General features: G+C 61.2%; 22 protein-coding genes. 6 read left to right on the top strand and 16 right to left on the bottom strand.

Annotation, left to right across the window (positions count from 1 at the left end):
* The first annotated feature begins 6 nt into the window (after positions 1-6).
* The 3 genes from AB4N42_RS04690 to AB4N42_RS04680 all read left to right on the top strand — a co-directional run bounded on the left by AB4N42_RS04690 (position 7) and on the right by AB4N42_RS04680 (position 5,374).
* On the top strand, positions 7-2,133 hold the full coding sequence (locus tag AB4N42_RS04690; protein ID WP_431147124.1) for a type III effector: 2,127 nt from the start codon (positions 7-9) through the stop codon (positions 2,131-2,133).
* Between the two features lie 406 nt (positions 2,134-2,539).
* Complete coding sequence (locus tag AB4N42_RS04685) at positions 2,540-4,945, top strand: penicillin acylase family protein (RefSeq protein ID WP_460115910.1); 2,406 nt, start codon at positions 2,540-2,542, stop codon at positions 4,943-4,945.
* 87 nt (positions 4,946-5,032) lie between these two features.
* Complete coding sequence (locus AB4N42_RS04680; RefSeq protein ID WP_003206631.1) at positions 5,033-5,374, top strand: carboxymuconolactone decarboxylase family protein; 342 nt, start codon at positions 5,033-5,035, stop codon at positions 5,372-5,374.
* Between the two features lie 2 nt (positions 5,375-5,376).
* On the opposite strand, the gene AB4N42_RS04675 is transcribed toward AB4N42_RS04680, so the two are convergent.
* Complete coding sequence (locus tag AB4N42_RS04675; RefSeq protein WP_431147118.1) at positions 5,377-6,342, bottom strand: GlxA family transcriptional regulator; 966 nt, start codon at positions 6,340-6,342, stop codon at positions 5,377-5,379.
* Between the two features lie 184 nt (positions 6,343-6,526).
* Between AB4N42_RS04675 and AB4N42_RS04670 the strand changes: the two genes are divergently transcribed.
* Positions 6,527-7,165 (top strand): HD domain-containing protein, encoded by a 639-nt coding sequence (locus AB4N42_RS04670; RefSeq protein WP_030138090.1) that lies wholly within the window; start codon positions 6,527-6,529, stop codon positions 7,163-7,165.
* 406 nt (positions 7,166-7,571) lie between these two features.
* Here the strand turns inward: AB4N42_RS04670 and AB4N42_RS04665 are convergent, their stop codons facing one another.
* The 8 genes from AB4N42_RS04665 to AB4N42_RS04630 all read right to left on the bottom strand — a co-directional run bounded on the left by AB4N42_RS04665 (position 7,572) and on the right by AB4N42_RS04630 (position 16,733).
* Entirely contained in the window at positions 7,572-8,459 is an 888-nt protein-coding gene (locus AB4N42_RS04665) for an ABC transporter permease subunit (protein WP_217860585.1), read from the bottom strand.
* Positions 8,456-9,376 (bottom strand): ABC transporter permease subunit, encoded by a 921-nt coding sequence (locus tag AB4N42_RS04660; protein WP_030138092.1) that lies wholly within the window; start codon positions 9,374-9,376, stop codon positions 8,456-8,458. Before AB4N42_RS04660 ends, AB4N42_RS04665 begins: the two co-directional genes overlap by 4 nt.
* Positions 9,373-10,515, bottom strand: a complete 1,143-nt coding sequence (locus AB4N42_RS04655; protein ID WP_030138093.1) for an ABC transporter ATP-binding protein — start codon at positions 10,513-10,515, stop codon at positions 9,373-9,375. Before AB4N42_RS04655 ends, AB4N42_RS04660 begins: the two co-directional genes overlap by 4 nt.
* Before the next feature lie 71 nt (positions 10,516-10,586).
* A complete protein-coding gene (locus AB4N42_RS04650; RefSeq protein WP_030138094.1) occupies positions 10,587-11,684 on the bottom strand; it encodes a polyamine ABC transporter substrate-binding protein in 1,098 nt (365 codons plus the stop codon).
* A 185-nt stretch (positions 11,685-11,869) separates the two neighbouring features.
* Positions 11,870-12,967, bottom strand: coding sequence for a polyamine ABC transporter substrate-binding protein (locus AB4N42_RS04645; RefSeq protein ID WP_030138095.1), 1,098 nt, complete (start codon positions 12,965-12,967; stop codon positions 11,870-11,872).
* 169 nt (positions 12,968-13,136) lie between these two features.
* Positions 13,137-14,501, bottom strand: coding sequence for an aspartate aminotransferase family protein (locus AB4N42_RS04640; protein WP_198797493.1), 1,365 nt, complete (start codon positions 14,499-14,501; stop codon positions 13,137-13,139).
* A gap of 56 nt (positions 14,502-14,557) precedes the next feature.
* Entirely contained in the window at positions 14,558-15,916 is a 1,359-nt protein-coding gene (locus AB4N42_RS04635) for a glutamine synthetase family protein (RefSeq protein WP_030138097.1), read from the bottom strand.
* A 40-nt stretch (positions 15,917-15,956) separates the two neighbouring features.
* Positions 15,957-16,733 carry a gamma-glutamyl-gamma-aminobutyrate hydrolase family protein gene (locus tag AB4N42_RS04630; RefSeq protein ID WP_030138098.1) on the bottom strand — a complete coding sequence of 259 codons (777 nt, stop codon included), beginning with the start codon at positions 16,731-16,733 and terminating at the stop codon, positions 15,957-15,959.
* A gap of 278 nt (positions 16,734-17,011) precedes the next feature.
* Between AB4N42_RS04630 and AB4N42_RS04625 the strand changes: the two genes are divergently transcribed.
* Both AB4N42_RS04625 and AB4N42_RS04620 read left to right on the top strand, forming a co-directional pair.
* A complete protein-coding gene (locus AB4N42_RS04625) occupies positions 17,012-18,388 on the top strand; it encodes a glutamine synthetase family protein (protein WP_030138099.1) in 1,377 nt (458 codons plus the stop codon).
* Between the two features lie 281 nt (positions 18,389-18,669).
* Positions 18,670-19,305, top strand: a complete 636-nt coding sequence (locus AB4N42_RS04620; RefSeq protein WP_030138100.1) for a TetR/AcrR family transcriptional regulator — start codon at positions 18,670-18,672, stop codon at positions 19,303-19,305.
* 152 nt (positions 19,306-19,457) lie between these two features.
* Here AB4N42_RS04620 and AB4N42_RS04615 read toward each other — a convergent pair whose 3' ends face one another.
* From AB4N42_RS04615 to AB4N42_RS04585, 7 genes are all read right to left on the bottom strand, one after another.
* Positions 19,458-19,673: a TOBE domain-containing protein gene (locus AB4N42_RS04615; protein ID WP_003177394.1), complete on the bottom strand. Its 216-nt coding sequence runs from the start codon at positions 19,671-19,673 to the stop codon at positions 19,458-19,460.
* A 25-nt stretch (positions 19,674-19,698) separates the two neighbouring features.
* On the bottom strand, positions 19,699-20,505 hold the full coding sequence (gene ssuB, locus AB4N42_RS04610) for an aliphatic sulfonates ABC transporter ATP-binding protein (RefSeq protein WP_030138101.1): 807 nt from the start codon (positions 20,503-20,505) through the stop codon (positions 19,699-19,701).
* Entirely contained in the window at positions 20,502-21,284 is a 783-nt protein-coding gene (gene ssuC, locus AB4N42_RS04605) for an aliphatic sulfonate ABC transporter permease SsuC (RefSeq protein ID WP_030138102.1), read from the bottom strand. Before ssuC ends, ssuB begins: the two co-directional genes overlap by 4 nt.
* Before the next feature lie 7 nt (positions 21,285-21,291).
* A complete protein-coding gene (ssuD, locus tag AB4N42_RS04600) occupies positions 21,292-22,440 on the bottom strand; it encodes an FMNH2-dependent alkanesulfonate monooxygenase (protein WP_198797495.1) in 1,149 nt (382 codons plus the stop codon).
* Positions 22,441-22,464: 24 nt separating this feature from the next.
* Positions 22,465-23,430 (bottom strand): sulfonate ABC transporter substrate-binding protein, encoded by a 966-nt coding sequence (locus tag AB4N42_RS04595; RefSeq protein ID WP_217860588.1) that lies wholly within the window; start codon positions 23,428-23,430, stop codon positions 22,465-22,467.
* 91 nt (positions 23,431-23,521) lie between these two features.
* Entirely contained in the window at positions 23,522-24,115 is a 594-nt protein-coding gene (ssuE, locus tag AB4N42_RS04590) for an NADPH-dependent FMN reductase (RefSeq protein ID WP_198797497.1), read from the bottom strand.
* A gap of 303 nt (positions 24,116-24,418) precedes the next feature.
* Entirely contained in the window at positions 24,419-25,057 is a 639-nt protein-coding gene (locus AB4N42_RS04585) for a peroxiredoxin (RefSeq protein ID WP_258648492.1), read from the bottom strand.
* Positions 25,058-25,219 lie beyond the last annotated feature (162 nt).

Genomic DNA, 25,219 nt, shown 5'->3' with positions numbered 1-25,219 from the left:
CATCACATGCCAGCAGTATCAGTAGGCGGAACCTCAAGTTCGGCGCCATTGCACCAGCAGCAGGATGATCGGATCACGCCGGTGGGCACCAGCCTGGCCGGACAGGTGCGTCCTTCCACGACTCCCCTGGTGCCTTATCACTTCGAAGGGAAAGCAAGCGACAAGACCCAGGAAACGCTCAAGACCAGGCAGCATCGCCTGACAGTGATGATCAACAAACTCGGCAAGGAAAACGCTGATAGCAACCCTATCGGCTATGCACGCCAACAGATGGTTCTGGAAGGTACCGCGTTGGACTACGCGCCCAATGCAGGCTATCAGGACATCCAAAAGCACCTTGCCGAACTTGGCGGCACGCCTCATCCAATGCTGTCCGGCCACGAAGAAACCGAAGCATTCGTCAAGGATTTCAACGAGTACCTAGGCAAGAACGAGGCCGATCGGGAAGAAAGCGGCGGTTTCAAAGCCGTCTGGGACAAGCATTGCGAGCGCGTCGGTAACACCCTCGGCGCCTATCACTCGCTGTGCCAGGAAGTGATCGACCAAACCCCGGGGGAAGACGATCGCAAGCTGCTGGAGAGCAGCCATAAAGCCTTCCGTGGTTATGCAAAAGGCGTCACGCAAGCCATGACGCAAGACATGCCCCAGCGACTGAACAGGTTCATGGAAAGCCGGATCGAGCACGCGCAACAAGCGGCGAGCAACGAGAGCCTGCCCCAGGCCGACCGAGACAAGGCGAACGACGAGTTGAGCCAACTGCGTGAGGTCCGGGATGAGCTTGGCGAGTTCCTCAAGAAAGATGACGACAAGCCCGGTACCACAAGCGAACTGGCAAAAGCCACGAAGAAGAACGAAGTGCTGGACACCGCGCTGAAGAATGTCGGACGCCAGGACTACGTGGCCGAACTCAAGACCCACAGCGGCTTCGTGACGGGCCTGGCCGTATTTGCCGACGCGGGGATCCCCCAGGGCTTCGCGTCGGCCGGACACTTCGGCGCCAGCACCGCGGCAATCGACGAGGCGATGGCGGATCAGTCCTTTGGAAAACATGTGGCGGCGACATCAACCGTCCTTGGTACCGCCCACAAGGTCATCAGCGACGGTCTGCGCCCGTTTATCCAAGTCGTCGTCGACAAGACCATCGGCCGGGGGTTGGAAAAGGTCGACCCGCTGGCGGTGTACCCCAAGGCCTTGCAAGACATCACCGTGAATGGGCGGCGGGTTGCCAACGCCCAACGTGACACCCTCGACGCGACACAGAGCGACAAGCGAGCCGATTTCAAACTGAAACAGAACGCCAACAACTTCGGCACCATGAGCGGCGACTTCACCGGTTACCTCGCCTTCGGCGCGGCCCATGCGGTACGGGACACGATAGACCAGTTCACGTCCGTCAACGCCTCCGGCATCGCGGCTCGCAGCGTCGCCTCGGCAGTGGGCGGCACCTTCATGGCGGGCGGCCAGGCGGTGGCCAAATATGCCCAGACCCACGGCGACGAGCAGATCCCCACCTATCGCGTCACGAAGGAAAACCGCGAATGGAAAGAGCTCCTGCCCAAGGCGTTTGCCGAAGCGACTGGCAAGCTCAACCCGATCAGCATGGCCAATGTCAGCGACTTGACCAACCGAATCGTCGGTGTCGGTCCGGGGATCGCCATGCGCACCGGGGTCGGAGACGCCGCCGCGGTGGGTGAAAACCCCGATGTCCGGGAGAAAATGGAGCAGATTGTCACAACCTTCTTCTCCTCCGGCCTGACGCTGCTCCCATTCTTCGCCAACAGCGTGGCGGCCCCCCTGGAAAATAAAGCACTGGGCGATGGCACGGACGACCTGACCAAGCGAGCGCAAGTACCGTGGCAGAACGTTACCAATCCAAACCGCGACACCCTGCCCCACACCCAGACCGAGGGCTTGACCCGCAACCTCGAGAACGCCTATCACGTCACCCGAGGCCTGACCCAGGTGGTTCCTCAAAGCACCCTCTCCGCGCTGAACATCACCGCTGACTTTGCCAAGGGCGTGGTAACGAGGCCGAAAAAGGCCGGCGACGGCCTGGAACTGGCAGAGCGCGGCGAAGCGCGACCCCAGGGCGGACCGTCCACCGAAGCCACGCCCACCACCCGACCAAGCTGAAAAACCGCCGGGCCATCGCCAGACGGTCCGGCATCCTTCCCTCCTCGCTGGCCACACGTATTCGCCTGTGGCCAGCCCTCGCGACACTCCGAATCACTTCTCTGCGCTCCATGACAACGCTCAACGTCTGCCTTTGCATGGCAAGGAAACTTGCTCCCACTGGCCTGTAGGAGCTGCCGAGCGAAGCGAGGCTGCGATCTTTCCACTACCCATTGAATCTGGAGCGAAAGATCAAAAGATCGCAGGCTTCGCCAGCTCCTACAGGCCAAGCGCCCTCGCCGTGGGCGATTCGGTTGATGGAAAGGAAAATCCCTCCGAGGAACGATGCACCGGCACGCGATTGCATGTTAAACAGGGAATCAGCAGCAAGATCATGGGACCGCTGCCACTCGAATAAGGATCAACCATGAAACGCACCCTCGTCGCCTTCCTGTCGCTGATCGTCACCGCAATCATCGTCGCGGGCGGCTACCTCTACAGCAAGCAGCCGACCCGCCAGGGCACGGTGCAGTTGCAAGGGCTGCTGGGCTCGGTGACGGTGCGCTATGACGAACGCGGCGTGCCGCACATTCGCGCCGAGAACGAAACCGACCTGTACCGCGCCCTCGGTTATGTCCATGCCCAGGACCGGCTGTTCCAGATGGAAATCATGCGCCGCCTCGCCCGGGGCGAACTGGCGGAAATCCTCGGCCCCAAGCTGCTCGACACCGACAAGCTGATGCGCAGCCTGCGCATTCGCGAGCGCGCCGCCAGCTACGTCGCCGAGCAGGATCGACAATCGCCGGCCTGGATCGCGACGCAGGCGTACCTGGACGGCATCAACACCTATCAGCAAACTCACACGCGGCCGCTGGAGTTCGATGTGCTGGGCATTCCCAAGCGTCCCTTCACCGCCGAAGACACCGCCAGCATCGTCGGCTACATGGCCTACAGCTTTGCCGCGGCCTTTCGCACCGAACCCTTGCTGACCTACGTGCGTGACCAGCTCGGTGCCGACTACCTGAACATCTTCGACCTCGACTGGCAGCCCCAGGGCGTGCTACAGCAGGCTCCGGCAAGCGGTCCGACACTGACCGCCAGCGCTTGGAAAGACGTCAACGCCCTGGCGCGCCTGAGCGAGCAGGCCTTGGCCGACAACGGCCTGCCGCAATTCGAAGGCAGCAACGCCTGGGCGGTCTCCGGCAATCGCACCCACAGTGGCAAGCCCTTGCTGGCCGGCGATCCGCATATCCGTTTTTCAGCGCCGTCGGTGTGGTACGAGGCACACCTCTCGGCGCCGGGATTCGAACTCTACGGCCAGTACCAGGCCCTGATGCCGTTTGCCTCGCTGGGCATGAACAAGGATTTCGGCTGGAGCGTCACCATGTTCCAGAACGACGACCTGGACCTGGTGGCCGAGAAGGTCAACCCGGACAACCCCGAACAGGTCTGGTACCGCGACCGATGGGTGGACATGACCCGCAGCGAACAGCAGATTGCCGTGAAGGGCCAAGCACCCGTGACACTGGTGCTGCGCCAGTCGCCCCATGGGCCGATCGTCAACGATGCCCTCGGTGCCAATGCCGGCAAGACGCCAATCGCCATGTGGTGGGGGTTCCTGGAAAGCCGCAACCCGATCCTCGAGGCGTTCTACCAGCTCAATCGCGCCGACACCTTGGTCAAGGCTCGTGGCGCGTCGGCGAAGATCCATGCGCCCGGCCTGAATGTGGTCTGGGCCAACGCCAAGGGTGATATCGGCTGGTGGGCCGCAGCCCAATTACCCAAGCGGCCGGCTGGTGTGAAGCCCGGTTTCATTCTCGACGGCAGCAGCACCGAAGCGGACAAGGACGGTTTCTACCCGTTCGGCAGTAACCCCCAGGAAGAGAACCCGGCCCGGGGCTATGTCCTCTCGGCGAATTTCCAGCCGGTGGCGGCCAGCGGGATCGAGATCCCCGGCTACTACAACCTGCCCGACCGCGGCCAGCAACTCGACCGGCAGTTGAGTGAAAAGCAAGCCAAATGGGACATCCAGACCACCCAGAAACTACAACTGGGTACCACCACCGCCTACGGTCCGCGCTTGCTCGCGCCCTTGTTGCCGATCCTGCGCGAAGCGGTCAGCGACCCGCAGGAACGCAAGTGGGTGGAGCAACTGGCTGACTGGAAGGGCGACTACCCGCTGGACTCCGTCAGCGCCACGCTGTTCAACCAGTTCCTGTTCGACTTGGCCGACGTTGCCCTGCGCGATGAACTGGGGGACAGTTTCTTCGAAACCGCGCTGTCGACCCGCGTGATTGACGCCGCGCTTCCCCGCCTGGCCGCCGCCAAGGACTCGCCGTGGTGGGACGATCGCTCGACGCTGGGCACCGAAACCCGCGCCGACATGGTCATCAAGGCCTGGCACCGGACCCTGGTGCACCTGAAGGCCACCTTGGGCGAGGACGCCAGCCAATGGCAGTGGGGCCAGGCTCACACCCTGACCCACGGCCATCCGCTGGGCCAGCAGAAACCGCTGGACCGGATCTTCAACGTCGGCCCATTCGCCGCCCCCGGCACCCATGAAGTGCCGAACAACCTCTCGGCCAGGATCGGTCCGACGCCCTGGCCAGTGACCTATGGCCCCTCCACCCGGCGCATCATCGACTTCGCCGACCCGGCCCACAGCGTCACCATCAATCCCGTGGGCCAGAGCGGCGTGCCGTTCGACAAGCACTACGAGGACCAGGCCGAAGCCTACATCGAGGGGCTGTATCACCAGGCGCACCTGGCCGAAGAAGAGGTCACGGCCAACACCCGCGGTACGTTGAAGCTGCTACCCGCCAGGGCGGAGTAAATCTTTTCGACCATCAGCAGGCCCGATCGCCATGGATGGTCAAGACTACAAGGGCCCAAACCCGTTTATTTCAAAGGAGTCCACGCAATGTTCAATAACTGGTCCGAGCTGCTGCCTACCATCAAGAGCGCCTTTGGCGCCTTGGGCAAAAGCAATCCGAAAATGGTCAAGGCCTACATGGCCCTGGATGAAGCCGCCGCCGAGAACGACGTACTCGACGCCAAGACCCGCGAGCTGATCTCCATTGCCGTGGCGATCACCACCCGCTGTGACGGTTGCATCGGCGTACACACCGACGCCGCGATCAAGGCCGGCGCGACCCGCGAAGAAATCGCGGCCACCCTGGCGACAGCGGTCTCGCTGAATGCCGGCGCGGCTTATATCTATTCCCTGCGGGCGCTGGAGGCCCATGACGCACTGAAAAAATGAGCTCAAAGCATCGCGGCGAAATTCAACCTGAACTGTTGCGGTGTCACGCCCAACCGCCGATTGAATACGCTGCGCATGTGTTGGGCATCACGAAAGCCGCATTGGTATGCCACGGTCTTGAGCGGTGCCCGAGTGCTTTCCAGCATCACGCGTGCCGCGTCCACCCGGGCCTGCTCGACGAACTCCGCCGGCGTGACCTTCGCCTCCCGGCTGAACACGCGGGAGAAATTGCGTGGGCTCATGTTCGCCGCGTTGGCGAGGTCGGCGATGCCCAGGTCACCGTTGAGATTCGCCAGCACGTACGCCTGGACCTGAGCCACGGTGGAGGTCGGCTCGGCATGGGGCGTGAGGAACGGACTGAACTGCGATTGACCGCCTGAACGCTGGGTGAACACCACCAGCCGCTTGGCGACATTCAGCGCCACGTCCGGCCCGTGGTCCTGCGCCAGCAGGAACAGCGACAGGTCGATGCCTGCCGTAACACCCGCCGAGGTATAGAGCTCGCCGTCCTGCACGTACAGCCGATCGGCTTCGACCCGGGTCGAGGGGCACATCTGCGCCAGCGCCGAAGCATCGCCCCAATGGGTGGTGACGGTCCGCCCTTCGAGCAGTCCGGCCCGGGCCAGCATGAACGCGCCATTGCAGATCGAACCAAAGCGCCGGGCCCGTGCGCAGGCCTCGCGCAGCCAGGCATTGAACGCCGGGCCAAAGTCCATGAACGGCAATTGCGGCCCGCCCGCGACCAACAGCAGGTCGTACGCCTCCGATGCTTCGCTGAAATGACGGTGGGGATTGAGGGACATTCCGTTGGAGCAAGACGTCGCACCGCGCTCGACGCCGATCACTTGCAACCGATAGTGATCCTGCGTGGCGAGAAAGCGATTGGCTTCGCAAAACACATCCATGGGGCCGCTGACGTCCAGGGATTGGGCGCCTGTGAACACCACGATGGCGACGGATATTTCCATGATTCTGGCCGACCTGTCCGGATTGACCACCGAACCCTAGCCAATCCGGCGCGCAGAAGCCAGATGGCATGAAACCCGAGTTCATTGGCCGTAATCGCAGCCATGGCGCGATTGCTGCGCCATACCCCGGCGAACAGACTGGAACCTCAGCGCCGCCACGGCGCACCGTCAAGAGGAGAGCAGCATGAACAGCATCGCCGGCATCCAGATCCCCGACAGCGCCCTCGCCCGGGCCACCACCGAATACATTCGCGACATTGAATCGGACCTGCTGTACCACCATTCCCGCCGGGTGTTCCTGTTCGGCGCGTTGAGCGGCCAACGCCAGCAATTGGCTTACGATCCGGAGCTGCTGTACGTCGGCGCGATGTTTCACGATATCGGGCTGGTCGAAGGTTATCGCAGCGACGATGAGCGTTTCGAGGTGGATGGCGCGAATGCCGCCGCAGCGTTTCTCAAACCCTACGGGTTGAGCGACGACGACATCGAGCAAGTGTGGCTTTCGATCGCGTTGCACACCACGCCCGGCGTGCCCAAGCACCTGCGCCCCAACGTCGCCCTGGTGACCGCTGGCGTGGAGATGGACGTGCTGGGCATGGATTACGCCGCATTCCCGGCCGCACAACGCGACGCCGTGGTACATGCGCATCCCCGTGGGGAAGGCTTCAAGGAATGCATCATCTGCGCCTTCGCCGACGGCTTGCGGCATCGTCCGCAGACCACCTTCGGCAATGTGAAGACCGACGTGCTGAGGGATCAGGAGCCGGGGTTCAAGCCGATGAACTTCGTTGAAGTAATCCGCAGCTCGCCTTGGAATTCATAACCAGCCTGTACACCACCTTCGCGAGCAGGCTCGCTCCCACAGAGGATCCGAGCCAGGCCGCGAATTTATGGACACCACAAAAACCTGTGGGAGCGAGCTTGCTCGCGAAGGCGGACTGACCGTCAACACCTGCATCGACTGCCACACCGCTATCGTCGGATCGCCGCCCGGAGCAAGCTCGCTCCCACAGAGGATCCGAGCCAGGCCACGAATTTATGGACACCACAAAAACCTGTGGGAGCGAGCTTGCTCGCGAAGGCGGCCTGACCGTCAACACCTACATCGACTGCCATACCGCTATCGCGAGCAAGCTCGCTCCCACACAGGATCCGAGCCAGGCCACAAATTCACGGACCACAAAAAACTGTGGGAGCAAGCTTGTCCCCACATTGGGTTCTGCGTTACCTCAGGCCGAAACAGTCTCCGCCCGGCGGACTTCCGGTTGTTTCCAGGAATCGGCGGCGCTTTCCTCGATGGCTTGCTGGATCGCCCGCTTGCGGTTTTCTTCGGCGCGGCGGCTGAAGTACCAGACCAGGAACGTCACCAGGGACACCGCCAGCAGGATCAGGCTCGCCACGGCGTTGATTTCCGGTTTCACCCCCAGGCGTACCGCCGAGAAGACTTCCATCGGCAATGTGGTGGAGCCAGGGCCGGAGACGAAGCTGGCCAATACCAAGTCGTCGAGGGACAGCGCGAACGACATCATGCCGCCTGCCGCCAGCGACGGCGCGATCATCGGAATGGTGATCAGGAAGAACACCTTCCACGGCCGCGCCCCGAGGTCCATGGCCGCCTCTTCGATGGACAGGTCCAGCTCACGCAAGCGCGCCGACACCACCACCGCCACATAGGCCGCGCAGAACGTGGTGTGGGCGATCCAGATCGTGACAATGCCACGCTCCTGGGGCCAGCCGATCATTTGCGCCATGGCCACGAACAGCAGCAACAGCGACAGGCCGGTGATCACTTCCGGCATCACCAATGGCGCGGTGACCAGGCCACCGAACAGCGTGCGGCCCTTGAAGTGGGTGATACGGGTCAGCACGAAGGCCGCCAGCGTCCCCAGGGCTACCGCAGCAATCGCGGTGTAGCAGGCGATCTCCAGCGAGCGCACCACCGAGCCCATCAGTTGGGTGTTGTCCAGCAGGCCGACGTACCACTTGACCGACCAGCCGCCCCACACCGTCACCAGTTTCGAGGCGTTGAACGAGAAGATCACCAGGATCACCATCGGTGCGTAGATGAACAACAGGCCCAGCACCAGCATCAGGCTTGAAAAACTGAAGCGCTTCATTCCTTGCCCTCCATTTCCTTGGCCTGACTGCGGTTGAACAGGATGATGGGCACGATCAGGATCGCCAGCATCACTACCGCCAGGGCGGATGCCACCGGCCAGTCACGGTTGTTGAAAAATTCCTGCCACAGCACTTTACCGATCATCAGCGTTTCCGGGCCGCCCAGCAGCTCCGGAATCACGAACTCGCCCACCACCGGGATGAACACCAGCATGCAGCCGGCAACGATGCCGTTCTTGGACAGCGGCACGGTGATTTTCCAGAAGCTGTTAAAGGTGCTCGAGCCCAGGTCGGACGCGGCTTCCAGCAGGCTTGGATCGTGTTTGACCAGGTTGGCGTACAACGGCAGGATCATGAACGGCAGGTACGAATAGACCACGCCGATATACACCGCCAGGTTGGTGTTGAGGATCTGCAGCGGCTCGCTGATCCAGCCCATGCTCATCAGGAAACCGTTGAGCAAGCCGTTGTTGCTGAGGATGCCCATCCACGCGTAGACGCGGATGAGGATCGCGGTCCAGGTCGGCATCATGATCAGCAGCACCAGCACCGTCTGCATTTCCTTGCGGGCGTTGGCGATGCCGTAGGCCATCGGATAGCCGATCAGCAGGCACAAGGTGGTGCTGATCAGGGCCATTTTCAGCGACCCAAGGTAGGCGGCGATGTACAGCTCGTCCTCGCTCAACATCACGTAGTTGGCGAGATTGAGCAGCACCTGCAGTTTCTGGTCGACGTAGCTGTAGATCTCGGTATACGGCGGAATCGCCACGTCGGCTTCGGCGAAGCTGATCTTCAGGACGATGAAGAACGGCAGCATGAAGAACAGGAACAACCAGATGAAGGGCACCCCGATGACCATCTGACGGCCACCGGGCGTTATTCGGGCGAGTCGGCGTTTGAATTTGCGCATGTTCATGAGCGAAGCACCACGCCGCTGTCGTCTTCCCACCAGACGAACACCTGGTCACCCCAGGTCGGACGTTGGCCACGGCGTTCGGCATTGGCGACGAAGGACTGCACCAGCTTGCCGCTCGGCAATTCGACGTAGAACACTGAATGGCCGCCCAGGTAGGCGATGTCGTGGACCTTGCCGCTGGACCAGTTGTGCTCGCAGGTCGGCTGCTCGGACGTGACCAGCAGTTTTTCCGGGCGAATGGCGTAGGTCACCGACTTGTCCTGCACCGAGGTGCTGATGCCGTGGCCGACGTAGATGCTGCGGTCCAGGTCCTTGCAGGTCAGCACCGCGTGGCCTTCGGCGTCGTCCACCACTTCGGTCTCGAAGATGTTGACGTTGCCGATGAACTCGCAGACCAGGCGACTGGTCGGGGTCTCGTAGATATCGATCGGGCTGCCGATCTGCGCGATCCAGCCCAGGTGCATGATCGCGATGCGCTCGGCCATGGTCATGGCCTCTTCCTGGTCGTGGGTCACCATCACGCAGGTCACGCCGACCCGCTCGATGATTTCCACCAGTTCGAGTTGCATCTGCGAGCGCAGCTTCTTGTCCAGGGCACCCATCGGTTCATCGAGCAGCAGCAGCTTCGGCCGCTTCGCCAGGGAACGGGCCAGGGCCACGCGCTGACGCTGGCCGCCGGAGAGCTGGTGCGGCTTGCGCTTGGCGTACTGGCTCATCTGCACCAGCTTGAGCATCTCGGCCACGCGGGCGTCGATCTCGGCCTTGGGAATCTTGTCCTGCTGCAGGCCGAAGGCGATGTTCTGCGCCACGGTCATGTGCGGGAACAAGGCGTAGGACTGGAACATCATGTTGATTGGCCGCTCATAGGGCGGCATGTCGGTGATGTCCACGCCATCGAGGAAAATCCGCCCCTCCGTGGGCCGCTCGAAACCTGCCAGCATGCGCAGCAAGGTGGACTTGCCCGATCCCGAACCGCCGAGCAAGGCAAAGATCTCGCCTTTCTTGATCTCCAGGGACACGTCGTCCACGGCAATCGTCTCGTCGAACTTCTTCGTGACCCGGTCGATTTTGACCAACACCTGCTTGGGTGTCTGGTCGCCCTCGAGGGCTTTCTTATAGGCGCCGGAGGCAACTGCCATTTACGAAACTCCCACAAAATTTGCAGCTCGCCCAAGACGGGCGAACCTTCTGAAAGTTAGAGCGTTGAACGCTATTTACCCGACTTGACCTTGGTCCAGCTGCGGGTCATGAGTCGTTGGATCTTGGCCGGCAACTCGGAGTTGACGTAGAGCTTGTCGACGACCGCTTGCGGTGGATAAACCGCTTCGTCGGTGCGTACTTTCTGGTCCATCAGTTCGCCAGCCTTGGGGTTCGGGTTGGCATAACCGACCACGTCGCTGACCTGGGCGATCACTTCAGGCTTGAGCAGGTAGTTGATGAACGCATGGGCCTCCTTGACGTTGGTGGCGTCGCGCGGGATCGCCAGCATGTCGAACCAGAGGTTGCCGCCTTCCTTGGGAATCACGTAGGCAATTTCGATACCCTTGCCGGCTTCGCTGGCGCGGGAACGGGCCTGGAAGATGTCGCCGGAGAACCCGGCGGCCACGCAGATCTCGCCATTGGCCAGATCGGAGATGTACTTGGAGGAGTTGAAATAGGTCACGTAAGGTCGGATCTTGAGGAGCTGGGCCTCGGCCTTCTTGTAGTCTTCCGGATCCTGGCTGTTGGGGTCCAGGCCCAGGTAATTGAGCATCGCCGGGATCATCTCGTCACCCGAATCGAGGAACGAAACGCCACAGCTGGACAGCTTCTTGATGTTTTCCGGCTCGAACAGCATGGCCCACGAATCAATCTTGTCGACGCCCAGGACGGCCTTGATCTTCTCGACGTTGTAGCCGATGCCGTTGGTGCCCCACAGGTAAGGCACGGCGTACTGGTTGCCCGGGTCGTTCTTTTCCAGGCGCTTGAGCAACAGCGGATCGAGGTTGGCGTAGTTGGACAGCTGGGATTTGTCGAGCTTCTGGAACGCCCCGGCCTTGATCTGCTTGCCCAGGAAATGGTTGGACGGCACGACCACGTCGTAACCGGTACGACCGGCCAGCAACTTGCCTTCCAGGGTTTCGTTGGAATCGAATACGTCATAGACCGGCTTGATCCCGGTGGCTTTCTCGAAGTCCGCCAGCGTGGATTCGCCGATGTAGTCCGACCAGTTATAAATATGCACGGTGGAGGCCGCCTGGACACTGACAGCAAATGTCAGGCCGGCACCGACCAGCAAGGCGTTGCGCAACAAAGAAAAGACAGGCACGTGGAGGTCCTCTTAAATAGTTGGGCCCAAGTTGCCCCCGTCACCGGGCCAATGAAGTGCCCTGCAACAAAACCGGCGCGCAACTTACCCTCGATAAACCGATCCAGCAAAACTTTTAGTTATTTAATTGCTCCCGTTGTCGCCGTCGCGACGACCGCGACAACGAGAGACTGCTTCAAGCCGGTTTATTTACCGGATTTGATCTTGGTCCAGCTGCGGGTCAACAGCCGCTGGGTGGCCGCATCCAGATCGCTGATCGCGTACAGCTTGGCCTTCACTTCGTCCGATGGATAAATGCTCGGGTCACCGGAAATTTCCTTGTCCACCAGAGGGGTGGCGGCCTTGTTGCCGTTCGGGAAACGCACGTTGTCGGTGATCTCCGCCATGATTTCCGGCTGCATGATGAAGTTCATCCACTTGTAGGCGGCCTCGAGGTTTTCGGCATCCTTGGGAATGGCGACCATGTCATAGAACGAACCGGCACCTTCCTTCGGAATGGTGTAGGCCACTTTCACCTTGCCACCAGCTTCGGCTGCGCGGCTCTTCGATTGCTCGATATCACCCGAGTAGCCCACGGCCACGCAGATGTTGCCGTTGGCCAGGTCCGAGATGTATTTGGAAGAGTGGAAGTAACCGATCGATGGGCGCAGCTTGAGGAACAGTGCTTCGGCTTCGGCCAGTTGCTTCTTGTCTTTGCTGTCGGTCGGGTAACCGAGGTAATGCAGGGCCACCGGGATCATTTCCGTTGGCGAGTCGAGGAAACTCACACCGCAGCTCTTGAGCTTGGCGATGTTCTCCGGCTTGAGCAGGGTGTCCCACGAATCGATCTTGTCGACGCCCAATGCGGCCTTGACCTTCTCGGGGTTGTAGCCGATGCCGATGGTGCCCCACATGTAAGGGAAGGCGTGCTTGTTGCCTTGGTCGCTGGCATCGCCGACGGCCTTGAGCAGGTCGGTGTCCAGGTTCTTCCAGTTAGGCAGCTTGGACTTGTCCAGCTCCTGGTAGACGCCGGCCTTGATCTGCTTGGCGAGGAAGTTGTTCGACGGCACCACGACGTCGTAGCCGGACTTGCCGGCCAGCAATTTGGCTTCCAGCGTCTCGTTGCTGTCGAACACGTCGTAGACGACCTTGATCCCCGTCTCTTTCTCGAACTTGGCGACCGTGTCCGGCGCGATGTAGTCGGACCAGTTATAGACGTGCAGCACTTTATCGTCCGCCTGGACGGCGCCCGCCATCAGGCCCGCCAGGGACATGGCGAGGAGGGTCTTGCCAGCTATCTTCATACCTAATGCCTTCATGGATGATGCTCCGGTTATTCTTTTTAGCCACGTTCAGCGCAACTTGAACAGCAGCGGTAGTCTGGCAAGTTACAGGGCAGGCTTTCAACACAAGCCCAGCCTTTTGTTCATGCTGGGCGAGGGCCGTTCCGGCACCTCGCTCAGAGCCTAGCACTTAGCCCTGCAACGCACTGAGCGTCAGGTCCAGGCATTGCCGCGCCTTGGCCACCAGTTCGTCGATCTCGGCCTTGCTGATCACCAGCGGCGGCGCAATGATCATGGTGTCGCCCACCGCACGCATGATCAGCCCGTTATCGAAGCAGAACTGCCGGCAGATCATGCCCACGCCCTTGCCTTCGTAGCGTTTGCGCGTGGCCTTGTCCTGGACCAGTTCGATAGCCCCCAGCAAACCGACACCGCGCACTTCACCCACCAGCGGATGATCGTTCAGTTCCCGCAGGCGTTGTTGCAAATAGGGTGCCGTTTCGCCGTGGACGCGCTCGATGATCTTTTCTTCACGCAGGATGCGGATGTTTTCCAGGGCCACCGCAGCGGCCACGGGATGACCGGAGTAGGTAAAGCCGTGGTTGAAATCGCCGCCTTCGTTGAGCACCGCGACCACGTCATCGCGCACGATCAGGCCACCCATGGGGATGTAGCCGGAGGTCAGGCCCTTGGCGATGGTCATCATGTGCGGTTTCAACCCGTAGAAGTCGGTACCGAACCACTCACCGGTGCGCCCGAAACCGCAGATCACTTCATCGGCCACGAACAGGATGTCGTACTTGGCGAGGATTTCCTTCATGCGCGGCCAGTAGCTGTCCGGCGGCACGATCACCCCGCCCGCGCCCTGGATCGGCTCGGCAATGAACGCACCGACGTTGTCGACGCCGATCTCGAGGATCTTCTCTTCCAGTTGGTTGGCGGCCCAGATGCCGAACTCTTCAGGACTCATGTCGCCGCCTTCGCCGAACCAGTACGGCTGGGCGATATGGACGATGCCAGGGATCGGCAGGTCGCCCTGCTCGTGCATATAGGTCATGCCGCCCAGGCTGGCGCCGGCCACGGTCGAGCCGTGATAACCGTTCTTGCGGCTGATGATGACTTTCTTGTTCGGCTGACCCTTGATCGCCCAGTAATGGCGGACCATGCGCAACATGGTGTCGTTGCCTTCCGAGCCGGAGCCGGTGAAGAACACATGGTTCATGCCTTCCGGGGCGATGTCGGCGATGGCCTTGGACAATTCCAGTACCGGCGGGTGGGCGGTCTGGAAGAACAGGTTGTAATACGGCAACTCACGCATCTGTTGGCTGGCGGCGTCCGCCAGCTCATCGCGACCGTAGCCGACGGCCACGCACCAGAGGCCGGCCATGCCGTCGAGGATCTTGTTGCCTTCACTGTCCCAGAGGTACACGCCCTTGGCGTGGGTGATGATGCGCGGGCCTTTCTCTTTGAGCTGTTTGAAATCGCTGAAGGGTGCGAGGTGATGGTCGTTGCTCAGGGCCTGCCATTCACGGGTTTGCGGGTTGTTGCGGGTCATGCGAATTCTCCTTTATTCCATTGAGGGCGGGGCCTATGGCAGCCCCGCCCGGCGCATCAGACGGCAAAGAGCAGGAATTCCCGCTCCCACGAACTGATGACGCGCTTGAAGTTTTCATGCTCGGCCCGCTTGACCGCGACGTAGCCCGTGATGAATTTCTTGCCCAGGTATTTCTCGATGGTGGTGCTGTTTTCCATGCGCTCCAGGGCATCTTCGATGGTCAACGGCAGGCGCAGGTTGCGGCGCTCATACCCTCGGCCCACCACGGGGGCGCTCGGATTGATGCCTTCGACCATGCCGATGTAGCCGCACAACAGGCTGGCGGCAATCGCCAGGTACGGGTTGGCGTCGGCGCCCGGCAAGCGGTTTTCCACCCGACGGTTCTGCGGCCCGGCATCCGGCACCCGCAGGCCCACGGTACGGTTCTCCTCGCCCCACTCCACGTTCACCGGCGCCGAGGTATCGGGCAGGAAGCGGCGGAACGAGTTGACGTTGGGCGCGAACAGCGGCAGCAGCTCGGGGATGAATTTCTGCAGGCCACCGATGTGGTGCAGGAACAGATCGCTCATGGTCCCGTCTTCGTTGGAGAAGACGTTCTTGCCGGTTTCCTTGTCGATGATGCTCTGGTGCAGGTGCATCGCGCTGCCCGGCTCGCCGGTCATGGGCTTGGCCATGAACGTGGCGGCCACGTCGTGTTTGAGCGCTGCCTCGCGCATGGTGCGCTTGAACACCAGGATCTGGTCGGCCAGGGACAGCGCGTCGCCATGACGGAAGTTGATCTCCATCTGCGCGGTGCCGTCCTCATGGATCAGCGTGTCGAGGTCCAGCTCCTGCAATTCGCACCAGTCGTAGACGTCTTCGAACAGCGGGTCGAATTCGTTGGCAGCTTCGATCGAGAACGATTGGCGACCGGTTTCCGGGCGGCCGGAGCGGCCGATCGGCGGTTGCAGCGGAAAGTCCGGGTCGTCGCTGCGCTTGGTCAGGTAGAACTCCATTTCCGGCGCGACAATCGGCTGCCAGCCCTTGTCGGCGTAGAGCTTGAGCACCTTCTTCAATACGTTGCGCGGCGACAGCTCGATGGGGTTGCCTTGCTTGTCGTAGGAATCATGGATCACCTGTGCGGTGGGCTCGATGGCCCATGGCACCAGGAACACTGCGTTTTCGTCCGGGCGGCACATCATGTCGATGTCGGCAGGGTCGAGCAGTTCGTAATAGATGTCGTCTTCGACATAGTCGCCCGTTACGGTCTGGAGCAGGACGCTCTCGGGCAGGCGCATGCCTTTTTCGGCAATGAACTTGTTGGTCGGCGAGATCTTGCCCCGGGTGATGCCGGTCAGGTCGCCAATCATGCATTCGACTTCTGTGATCTTGTGGTCTTTCAACCAATCGGTGAGCTGGTCGAGGTTGTTACTCATAAATGCCTCTAGGCGTGAGTTTCCTGGCTGCTATTAGAAGTCAGGCGTTGTTTGACGCATCGGCGTCGCGTTGTGTTGCCCTTGCTCGGCAGGCATCGCCAAATGCCTGGAAAATCGCAAGATAGTACGGATTAGAGCCTACCGCCCATTCCGGGTGCCATTGCACACCTAAAGCAAAAGCCTTGCCTTGTACAACCGAGACGGCCTCGATCAGGCCATCCGGCGCCAGCGCTTCGGCCCGCAGTCCCGGTGCCAGGCGCTCGATGCCCTGGCTGTGAATCGAGTTGACGTCGATCTGCGGCGGCAGGCCCAGGCCCGCGAGAACCCCGCCTGGCTGGATATGCACGACGTGGGCCGGGCCGTATTGGATCTCGACCGGTTGGGTGTCGTCTTCACGATGATCGATAAAGGTTCCGACTTCATGAACTTTCTGATGCAGGCTGCCGCCAAAGGCTACGTTCATTTCCTGGAAGCCCCGGCAGATGCCCAGCACCGGGACGCCCGCGTCGACAGCGGCGCGGATCAGCGGAAGGGTGATGGCGTCACGTGCAGGATCATGGGCAGTGCCTGGCGCACTGGCCGGGCCTTGGTAGTGAAAAGGTTCTACATTGGAAGGAGAGCCGGTAAAGAGAATACCGTCCAGGGCGTCCAGAATATCGGACGGTGCGAACAGATCCGCCAGTGAGGGGATCAGCACTGGCAAGCCCTTGGCGGCTGTTGCGACAGCCCGGGCATATTTGTCGCCAGTGGTGTGATACGCATGCAAACCGATCTGCCTGGAGCAGGTGGTGACGCCGATTAACGGCAGGCGAGACATGAAGCACCCCGGTATTATTGCTGTTATGGGTTTGAATCGAGCTTAGCCTTGTTCATTTTTTTACACAACACCCCCGTAAAAAATACAACACGGCCCGCTCAAGCCTGCGGGCGCCAAGCCCCTCAAAGGGAAAAAAACGCCCCAAATTGCCTCAAAAAAGCCCCACAGGTGCTTTTTTAGGGCAAAAAAGGCCCTGCTTGACTTCGGCATGCCGTTCGGGTTGACTGGCTTTCGAAGAGATCAATGATTGATATTTTTAACAACAAAGGTGTTGCATCATGTCGGTACCCCCGCGTGCCGTTCAGCTTAACGAAGCGAACGCGTTCCTTAAGGAACATCCTGAGGTTCTGTACGTTGACCTTCTGATTGCGGATATGAATGGTGTGGTGCGCGGCAAGCGCATCGAACGCACCAGCCTCCACAAGGTTTACGAGAAAGGCATCAACCTGCCGGCCTCTCTATTTGCCCTGGATATCAATGGCTCGACGGTGGAAAGCACCGGCCTGGGCCTGGACATCGGCGATGCCGACCGCATCTGCTATCCCATCCCCGGCACTCTGAGCAACGAACCCTGGCAGAAGCGCCCGACCGCGCAACTGCTGATGACCATGCACGAACTGGAAGGCGAACCCTTCTTTGCCGACCCGCGTGAAGTCCTGCGCCAGGTCGTGACCAAGTTCGATGAATTGGGCCTGACCATCTGCGCGGCTTTCGAGCTGGAGTTCTACCTGATCGACCAGGAGAACGTGAATGGCCGCCCACAACCGCCCCGCTCGCCCATCTCCGGAAAACGCCCGCATTCGACACAGGTCTACCTGATCGATGACCTCGACGAATACGTCGATTGCCTCCAGGACATCCTGGAAGGGGCCAAGGAGCAAGGCATTCCCGCCGACGCCATCGTCAAGGAAAGTGCCCCGGCGCAGTTCGAAGTCAACCTGCACCACGTCGCCGACCCGATCAAGGCTTGCGACTACGCGGTCCTGCTCAAGCGGTTGATCAAGAACATTGCCTACGACCATGAAATGGACACCACATTCATGGCCAAGCCGTACCCGGGCCAGGCAGGCAATGGTTTGCACGTCCACATTTCGATCTTGGACAAAGACGGCAAGAATATCTTTGCCAGCGAGGATCCCGAGCAGAACGCCGCACTGCGTCACGCGATCGGCGGTGTGCTCGAGACCCTGCCCGCGCAGATGGCTTTCCTCTGCCCGAACGTCAACTCCTACCGTCGTTTCGGCGCACAGTTCTATGTGCCGAACTCGCCGACCTGGGGCCTGGACAACCGCACCGTCGCCTTGCGCGTACCGACCGGCTCGGCCGATGCGGTGCGCCTGGAGCACCGCGTTGCCGGCGCCGATGCCAACCCGTACCTGCTGATGGCAGCCGTATTGGCGGGTGTGCATCACGGCCTGACCAACAAGATCGAGCCCGGCGCGCCGGTCGAAGGCAACAGCTACGAGCAGAACGAGCAAAGCCTGCCGAACAACTTGCGTGATGCCCTGCGCGAGCTGGACGACAGCGAAGTCATGGCCAAGTACATCGATCCGAAATACATCGATATCTTCGTGGCCTGTAAGGAAAGTGAGCTGGAAGAGTTCGAACACTCCATCTCCGACCTTGAGTACAACTGGTACCTGCATACCGTGTAAGCGGTTGCTGTAGAACAAAAACGCCGCAGGCTTCAGGGCCTGCGGCGTTTTTTTTGGCGCTTCCCCCCGTGGCGAGGGAGCTTGCTCCCGCTGGGCTGCGCAGCAGTCCCAAAAATGCTGAAGCGGTCAACCTGAACCACCGCAGTGGCTGATTTCAGGGCTGCTTCGCAGCCCAGCGGGAGCAAGCTCCCTCGCCACAGGAGTTGCTCTCCTCTCAAGTGCAGGTATGGACCAGCCGCCCGCTCTGCGTACAATGCCCGCCAGTCCCGCAGGAGACGTCCATGACGCGCATCGCCACCCCTCGCAAACCCCGCGCACGCAGCCAGGCCCGGATCGACACCATTCTTGATGCCGCCCGTACGCTGCTTGCCGCCGAAGGCGTGGCCAGCCTGTCGATCTACAGCGTCGCCGAACGCGCCGGGATCCCGCCCTCTTCCGTCTATCACTTCTTCGCCAGCGTCCCGGCCTTGCTCGAAGCCCTGACCGCTGACGTCCATGCGGCCTTTCGCGCCTGCCTGCAAGCACCGATCGACCATGGCGCGCTGAACCACTGGCACGACCTGTCGCGACTGGTGGAGCAACGCATGCTGGTGATCTACAGCGAAGACGCCGCCGCCCGGCAATTGATCCTGGCCCAGCACGGCCTGACCGAAGTCACCCAGGCTGACCGCCAGCACGACCTGGAACTGGGCGAGCTGATGCACACGGTCTTCGCCCGTCATTTTCAATTGCCGGCACTGCCCTCCGACGTCGACGTGTTCGCCCTGGCCATGGAACTGGGGGACCGCGTCTACGCCCGTTCGGTCCAACAGCACGGCGAGATCACCCCGCGCATGGCCGAGGAAGGCATGCGGGTGTTCGATGCGTACCTGGGGCTGTATCTGCCACCGTATTTGCCCAAGCGCGAAGCCGCCTGAAAAATCGAAGGCATACGATGACATGGAGATAAGAATCCTTATAAAGCGCTTTATAACAAATAAGCGCATTTAAAATCCCTTTAAAGCCTCCTAGAAGCACAAAAAAAGCCCCGAAGGGCTCACGCCATCCGGGGCTGCGGGTGAAACACCGCTCACAACTTGGCGATAGACACCTCCGTTGATTTGACGAAAGCAATCACTTCGCTGCCGATCGCCAGTTCCAGCTCTTTCACCGAGCGGGTGGTGATGACCGAAGTGACAATACCCGAAGCCGTCTGCACGTCGATTTCCGACAGCACGTCGCCTTCGACGATTTCCTTGATGGTGCCTTTGAACTGGTTGCGAACGTTGATGGCTTTGATAGTCATGGTATCGATTCCTGTCTGGATGAAGTTATTGCGCCCAACGCAACTGCGTGGGCAAGGGTGAAACGGGTTCGGGTTCCGGCGGTTGGCCGGGCAAGGACAGCACGCGATTGAGGACTTCGGTTTCCAGGCTCGCCAAACGATGCGAGCCGCGAGCACGGGGGCGTGGCAGGTCGATGGCCAGGTCGAGGCCGACCTGGCCGTCCTCGATCAGGATGACCCGGTCGGCAATCGCCACCGCCTCGCTGACGTCGTGGGTCACCAGCAGCACGGTGAAGCCGTGTTGCTGCCACAGGCGCTCGATCAGTTGCTGCATCTCGATCCGGGTCAGGGCGTCCAGCGCTCCCAAGGGTTCGTCGAGCAGCAGCAGGCGCGGCTGGTGGATCAGCGCCCGAGCCAGCGCCACCCGCTGCTTCTGGCCGCCGGACAACGCCGCCGGCCATTCATGGGCGCGATCCGCCAGGCCCACGGCATCGAGCGCCTGCAAGGCTTGTGGTCGCCAGTTGCCCTTGAGGCCAAGACCGACGTTGTCGATGATCTTCTTCCAAGGCAATAAACGCGCGTCCTGGAACATCAACCGCGTGTCCTGTTGCGCCGCACTCAACGGTGCCGAACCCGCCAGCAGTTGGCCGTCCGTGGGTTGGTCGAGGCCGGCCAACAAGCGCAGCAAGGTGCTTTTACCGCAGCCACTGCGTCCCACTACCGCGACGAACTGCCCAGCCGGGATATGCAGGTCGATGTCACGCAACACCTGTCGCGAGCCGAATGTCTTTTGCAGATTGCGCACCGCCAGCGGAATGCCCCGCAGCAGGCGTGGAGGTTGCTGGGCGGTCATGCGGCACCTCCCTTGTTCACTTGATAGGCCGGATGCCAGCGCAACCAGACCCGTTCCAGGCCGCGGGCGGCGAGGTCGGCCAGCTTACCGAGCACGGCGTACAGAAGAATCGCCAGCACCACCACATCGGTCTGCAGGAACTCACGGGCATTCATCGCCAGGTAGCCGATGCCGGAACTGGCCGAGATGGTTTCCGCCACGATCAGCGTCAGCCACATGAAACCCAGGGCAAACCGCACGCCCACCAGGATCGAAGGCAAGGCACCCGGCAGGATCACCTGGCGAAACAGGCTGAAACCGGACAAGCCGTAGCTGCGGGACATTTCCACCAGCGCCGGGTCGACGTTGCGAATGCCGTGATAGGTATTGAGATAGATGGGGAACAGCGTGCCCAGCGCCACCAGGAAAATCTTCGCCGACTCGTCGATGCCGAACCAAAGGATCACCAACGGAATCAGCGCCAGGTGCGGCACGTTTCGCACCATCTGCACCGAGCTGTCCAACAACCGCTCGCCCCACTTCGACAGGCCGGTGATAAAGCCAAGGCCGAGGCCGAGGCCGCCGCCAATCAAGAAGCCGACCGCCGCGCGCCAGCCGCTGATGGCCAAGTGTGTCCAGATCTCGCCGCTGCGCACCAGGTTCACACCGGCCTCAATCACCGCGACCGGTGCCGGCAGGATCCGCGTGGACAGCCAGCCGGCCGATACCGACAATTGCCACACCGCCAGCAACAGCAGCGGCACCGCCCACGGCGCCAGGTTGTGGATAACTTTTTTCATGGCCGCCTCAGCTCTGGGACGCGGCTTTGGGCAGGATGTCGTTGGCGACCATCTCACCGAACGGGCTCACGTAGCCCTGGCTTTTCGGCAGCTCCGGGCGCTCCACATCCAAGTGCGGGAACAACAGCTCGGCCACCCGATAGGACTCTTCCAAGTGTGGATAACCCGAGAAGATGAACGTGTCGATGCCCAGGTCGGCGTATTCCTTGACCCGCGCGGCCACGGTCGGGCCATCGCCCACCAGCGCCGTACCGGCACCACCACGCACCAGGCCGACCCCGGCCCACAGGTTGGGGCTGACTTCCAACTTGTCGCGGCGACCGCCGTGCAGCGCGGCCATGCGTTGCTGGCCCACCGAGTCGAAGCGCGCCAGGGAGGCCTGGGCACGGGCGATGGTTTCGTCGTCCAGATGGGAAATCAAACGGTCGGCCGCTTGCCAGGCCTCGGCGTTGGTTTCCCGCACAATCACATGCAGGCGAATACCGAAGCGCACGGTACGCCCAAGCTTCGCGGCCTTGGCGCGCACCTGTTCGATTTTCTGCGCGACGGCTGCAGGCGGCTCGCCCCAGGTCAGCACCATTTCCACCTGCTCGGCGGCCAGGTCCTGTGCCGCTTCCGACGAGCCACCAAAATACAGCGGCGGGCGCGGTTGCTGGATGGGCGGATAGAGCAGCTTGGCGCCCTTCACACTGATGTGCTCACCGTCGTAATCCACGGTCTCGCCTTCCAGCACCCGACGCCAGATCCGGGTGAACTCCACCGACGCCTGGTAACGCTCTTCGTGATCAAGAAACAGCCCATCGCCGGCCAGTTCGTCCGGATCACCGCCGGTCACCAGGTTGAACAGCGCGCGCCCACCGGACAACCGATCCAGCGTCGCCGCCTGACGCGCCGCCACCGTCGGGGAGATGATCCCGGGGCGCAGGGCAACCAGGAACTTCAGGCGTTGGGTCACCGGAATCAGCGAAGCGGCTACCAGCCAGGAGTCTTCGCAGGAACGCCCGGTGGGAATCAAGACGCCGCCAAAACCCAGCCGATCCGCCGCTTGGGCGATTTGTTGCAAGTAACCATGATCGACGGCGCGAGCGCCTTCGGCGGTGCCAAGGTAATGGCCGTCGCCGTGGGTAGGCAGGAACCAGAAAATGTTGAGGCTCATGGAGTGGTCTCCTAAGGGATCGAATTACTGCGCGTTCGCAACGGCCGCCGGCGGCGTCCAGATCACGTCCTTGATGCTCAAGGGCTTGGGAATCAACTTGAGTTGGTAGAAGCTGTCGGCGATTTTCTGCTGGGCCGCGACGACTTCCGGCGTGAGGAACAACGCGCCGTAGCCCTGGCGCTTCACCGACGTCAGGGTGATATCCGCTGGCAGCCCGAGCAGCGGCGAGACCTGCTGGGTCACGTCTTCAGGATTGGCCTTGGACCACTCCCCCACCGCCCGCACTTCCTCCACCAGGGCCGTGATCACCTGGGGATTTTTCTGCGCATAGGGTTTGGTCGCGAGGTAGAACTGATGGTTATCGACGATGCCCTTGCCGTCACGCAGGGTGCGTGCCTGCAACTGCTGTTCAGCCGCGGCCTGGTACGGATCCCAGATGACCCAGGCGTCCACACTGCCCCGTTCGAACGCCGCACGGGCATCGGCCGGAGGCAGGAAAACCGTCTGGATGTCTGAATATTTGAGACCGGCGTCTTCCAGCGCCCGCACCAGCAGATAGTGGACGTTGGAGCCTTTGTTCAGCGCGACTTTCTTACCCTTGAGGTCCTGCACCGACTGGATGGCCGAGCCTTTCGGCACGAGGATCGCCTCGCTGGTGGGCGCCGGGGGTTCGTAGGCAACATAGAGCAGGTCGGCGCCTGCGGCCTGGGCAAACACCGGAGGGGTTTCGCCGGTCACGCCAAAGTCGATGGAGCCGACGTTCAAGCCTTCAAGCAACTGCGGGCCGCCGGGAAACTCCGTCCATTGCACGTCCACGCCTTGGGCCGCGAGGCGTTTTTCCAATGAACCCTTGGCCTTGAGCAGCACCAGGGTGCCGTATTTCTGGTAACCGATCCGCAAGGTCTCGGCTTGAGCCTGGGTGATGGCGCCGAAGGACACAGCCGCAGCAAACAGAGCGACCAGCCCGCGACGCAAAATGACAGTGCGCATGGCGCCTCTCCTTTTTGCTGTGGGGTTTTGGCTGCACCTGCTTGGCCGTTGACGGCTGAGTAAGGTGAGTTGAATCAGTGGTGTTTGGGGTTCAGATGCTCCAGCGAGCACTCAACAAACGTTCGTTCAATACATCGGGGTCCAGCGGCCTCGGCCGACGGGCCATGGCGCTGTGAAACTGTTCAAGCGCTTCGTCCAGGCGCTGCTGCAAGGCCGGCGTCAATTGCGCCTGGGCACTGCCTTCGCCATAAGCGATCTGGCTGTCTTCGGCGAAAATCCCATGGAGCATTTCCTGGGCCTTGAGCGCCGACAGCACCGGCTTCAGGGCGTAGTCCACCGCCAACATGTGGGCGATGCTGCCGCCTGTCGCCATGGGCAACACCACCTTGTGGGCCAGGGCCCGCTCCGGCAGCAGATCAAGCACGGTCTTCAACGCACCGGAAAAAGACGCCTTGTAGACCGGCGTGGCGATCAGCAGCCCGTCCGCGTTTTCGATCTGGGCCAGCAAGTCCACCACCTTGGGACTGTCGAAGCGGGCATGGAGCAGATCCTCGGCGGGGAAATCACGCACCTGATAACTCACCACTTCCACACCGTGTTGCTGCAACCAACGTTGCGAGCGCTCCAACAGCACTCCAGAACGGGAGCGCTGGCTGGGACTGCCGCCGAGCGAGACAACCAACATGCCAACCATCCTTAATGTCACGTGCGATTCGCGGTGGGCGATCTCGCGGTATGGAGCCAACCATAACAGCGCGCATATATATCTTTAAATCATATTTATTCATTTAGTTATTCGATACAGATATATGCGCCCTGCTTTTTTCTCTGCGCAATAAAAAAGGCCGTCGAAACGGCCAAAACCCTTGGTACACAGATGTTCCTGTGGGAGCGAGCTTGCTCGCGATGGCGTCAGATCTGCCAGCCTTGATGTTGAGTGATACACCGCTATCGCGAGCAAGCTCGCTCCCACAGGTTCGGTATTGCGTCAACGATTAGGTTGGGGCGTGAGGCGCAGGTATGGCTTCACCGCGCGATAGCCCTTGGGGAAGCGCTGCTTGAGCTCTTCTTCGTCCTTGAGCGACGGCACGATCACCACTTCATCACCGTCCTGCCAGTTGGCGGGCGTGGCGACTTTGTAGTTGTCGGTCAGTTGCAGGGAGTCGATCACTCGGAGGATTTCGTTGAAGTTGCGCCCGGTGCTGGCCGGGTAGGTGATGGTCAGGCGAATCTTCTTGTTCGGGTCGATCACGAACAATGAGCGCACGGTCAAGGTGTCGCTGGCGTTGGGATGGATCAGGTCGTACAGGTCGGACACCTTGCGGTCGGCATCGGCCAGGATCGGAAAATTGACCACGGCGTTCTGGGTTTCGTTGATGTCTTCGATCCATTTATGGTGCGAGTCCACCGGGTCCACCGACAGGGCGATGGCCTTGACGCCGCGCTTGGCGAATTCATCCTTGAGCTTGGCGGTGAGGCCCAGCTCGGTGGTGCACACCGGGGTGAAATCCGCCGGATGGGAGAACAGCACGCCCCAGCTGTCGCCGAGCCATTCGTGGAAGCGAATCTTGCCGACGCTGGAATCCTGTTCGAAATCGGGGGCGATGTCGCCGAGTCTGAGGCTCATGATGCGGCTCCTGGATGGTTTTTATGAGCCCAAACTGTGCGCCGCTTTTCGTTGCTTTAAAAAGAATGAATACCCATTTATCTAGATCATTAGGAAATATAAAAAACTGTTCACTGGTGCCATGACGCATACCGGCCCAAGATCATTCCCGAGGTTTCGAGA

This window comes from Pseudomonas sp. H2_D02, assembly GCF_054677635.1.
This window is presented reverse-complemented; position numbering and strand designations above follow the sequence as displayed.

Bases quoted from the DNA above. Each gene is read 5' to 3' on its own strand.
- AB4N42_RS04690 (WP_431147124.1), top strand. From the start codon at position 7: ATGCCAGCAGTATCAGTAGGCGGAACCTCAAGTTCGGCGCCATTGCAC.
- AB4N42_RS04685 (WP_460115910.1), top strand. From the start codon at position 2,540: ATGAAACGCACCCTCGTCGCCTTCCTGTCGCTGATCGTCACCGCAATC.
- AB4N42_RS04680 (WP_003206631.1), top strand. From the start codon at position 5,033: ATGTTCAATAACTGGTCCGAGCTGCTGCCTACCATCAAGAGCGCCTTT.
- AB4N42_RS04675 (WP_431147118.1), bottom strand. From the start codon at position 6,342: ATGGAAATATCCGTCGCCATCGTGGTGTTCACAGGCGCCCAATCCCTG.
- AB4N42_RS04670 (WP_030138090.1), top strand. From the start codon at position 6,527: ATGAACAGCATCGCCGGCATCCAGATCCCCGACAGCGCCCTCGCCCGG.
- AB4N42_RS04665 (WP_217860585.1), bottom strand. From the start codon at position 8,459: ATGAAGCGCTTCAGTTTTTCAAGCCTGATGCTGGTGCTGGGCCTGTTG.
- AB4N42_RS04660 (WP_030138092.1), bottom strand. From the start codon at position 9,376: ATGAACATGCGCAAATTCAAACGCCGACTCGCCCGAATAACGCCCGGT.
- AB4N42_RS04655 (WP_030138093.1), bottom strand. From the start codon at position 10,515: ATGGCAGTTGCCTCCGGCGCCTATAAGAAAGCCCTCGAGGGCGACCAG.
- AB4N42_RS04645 (WP_030138095.1), bottom strand. From the start codon at position 12,967: ATGAAGATAGCTGGCAAGACCCTCCTCGCCATGTCCCTGGCGGGCCTG.
- AB4N42_RS04640 (WP_198797493.1), bottom strand. From the start codon at position 14,501: ATGACCCGCAACAACCCGCAAACCCGTGAATGGCAGGCCCTGAGCAAC.
- AB4N42_RS04635 (WP_030138097.1), bottom strand. From the start codon at position 15,916: ATGAGTAACAACCTCGACCAGCTCACCGATTGGTTGAAAGACCACAAG.
- AB4N42_RS04630 (WP_030138098.1), bottom strand. From the start codon at position 16,733: ATGTCTCGCCTGCCGTTAATCGGCGTCACCACCTGCTCCAGGCAGATC.
- AB4N42_RS04625 (WP_030138099.1), top strand. From the start codon at position 17,012: ATGTCGGTACCCCCGCGTGCCGTTCAGCTTAACGAAGCGAACGCGTTC.
- AB4N42_RS04620 (WP_030138100.1), top strand. From the start codon at position 18,670: ATGACGCGCATCGCCACCCCTCGCAAACCCCGCGCACGCAGCCAGGCC.
- AB4N42_RS04615 (WP_003177394.1), bottom strand. From the start codon at position 19,673: ATGACTATCAAAGCCATCAACGTTCGCAACCAGTTCAAAGGCACCATC.
- ssuB (WP_030138101.1), bottom strand. From the start codon at position 20,505: ATGACCGCCCAGCAACCTCCACGCCTGCTGCGGGGCATTCCGCTGGCG.
- ssuC (WP_030138102.1), bottom strand. From the start codon at position 21,284: ATGAAAAAAGTTATCCACAACCTGGCGCCGTGGGCGGTGCCGCTGCTG.
- ssuD (WP_198797495.1), bottom strand. From the start codon at position 22,440: ATGAGCCTCAACATTTTCTGGTTCCTGCCTACCCACGGCGACGGCCAT.
- AB4N42_RS04595 (WP_217860588.1), bottom strand. From the start codon at position 23,430: ATGCGCACTGTCATTTTGCGTCGCGGGCTGGTCGCTCTGTTTGCTGCG.
- ssuE (WP_198797497.1), bottom strand. From the start codon at position 24,115: ATGTTGGTTGTCTCGCTCGGCGGCAGTCCCAGCCAGCGCTCCCGTTCT.
- AB4N42_RS04585 (WP_258648492.1), bottom strand. From the start codon at position 25,057: ATGAGCCTCAGACTCGGCGACATCGCCCCCGATTTCGAACAGGATTCC.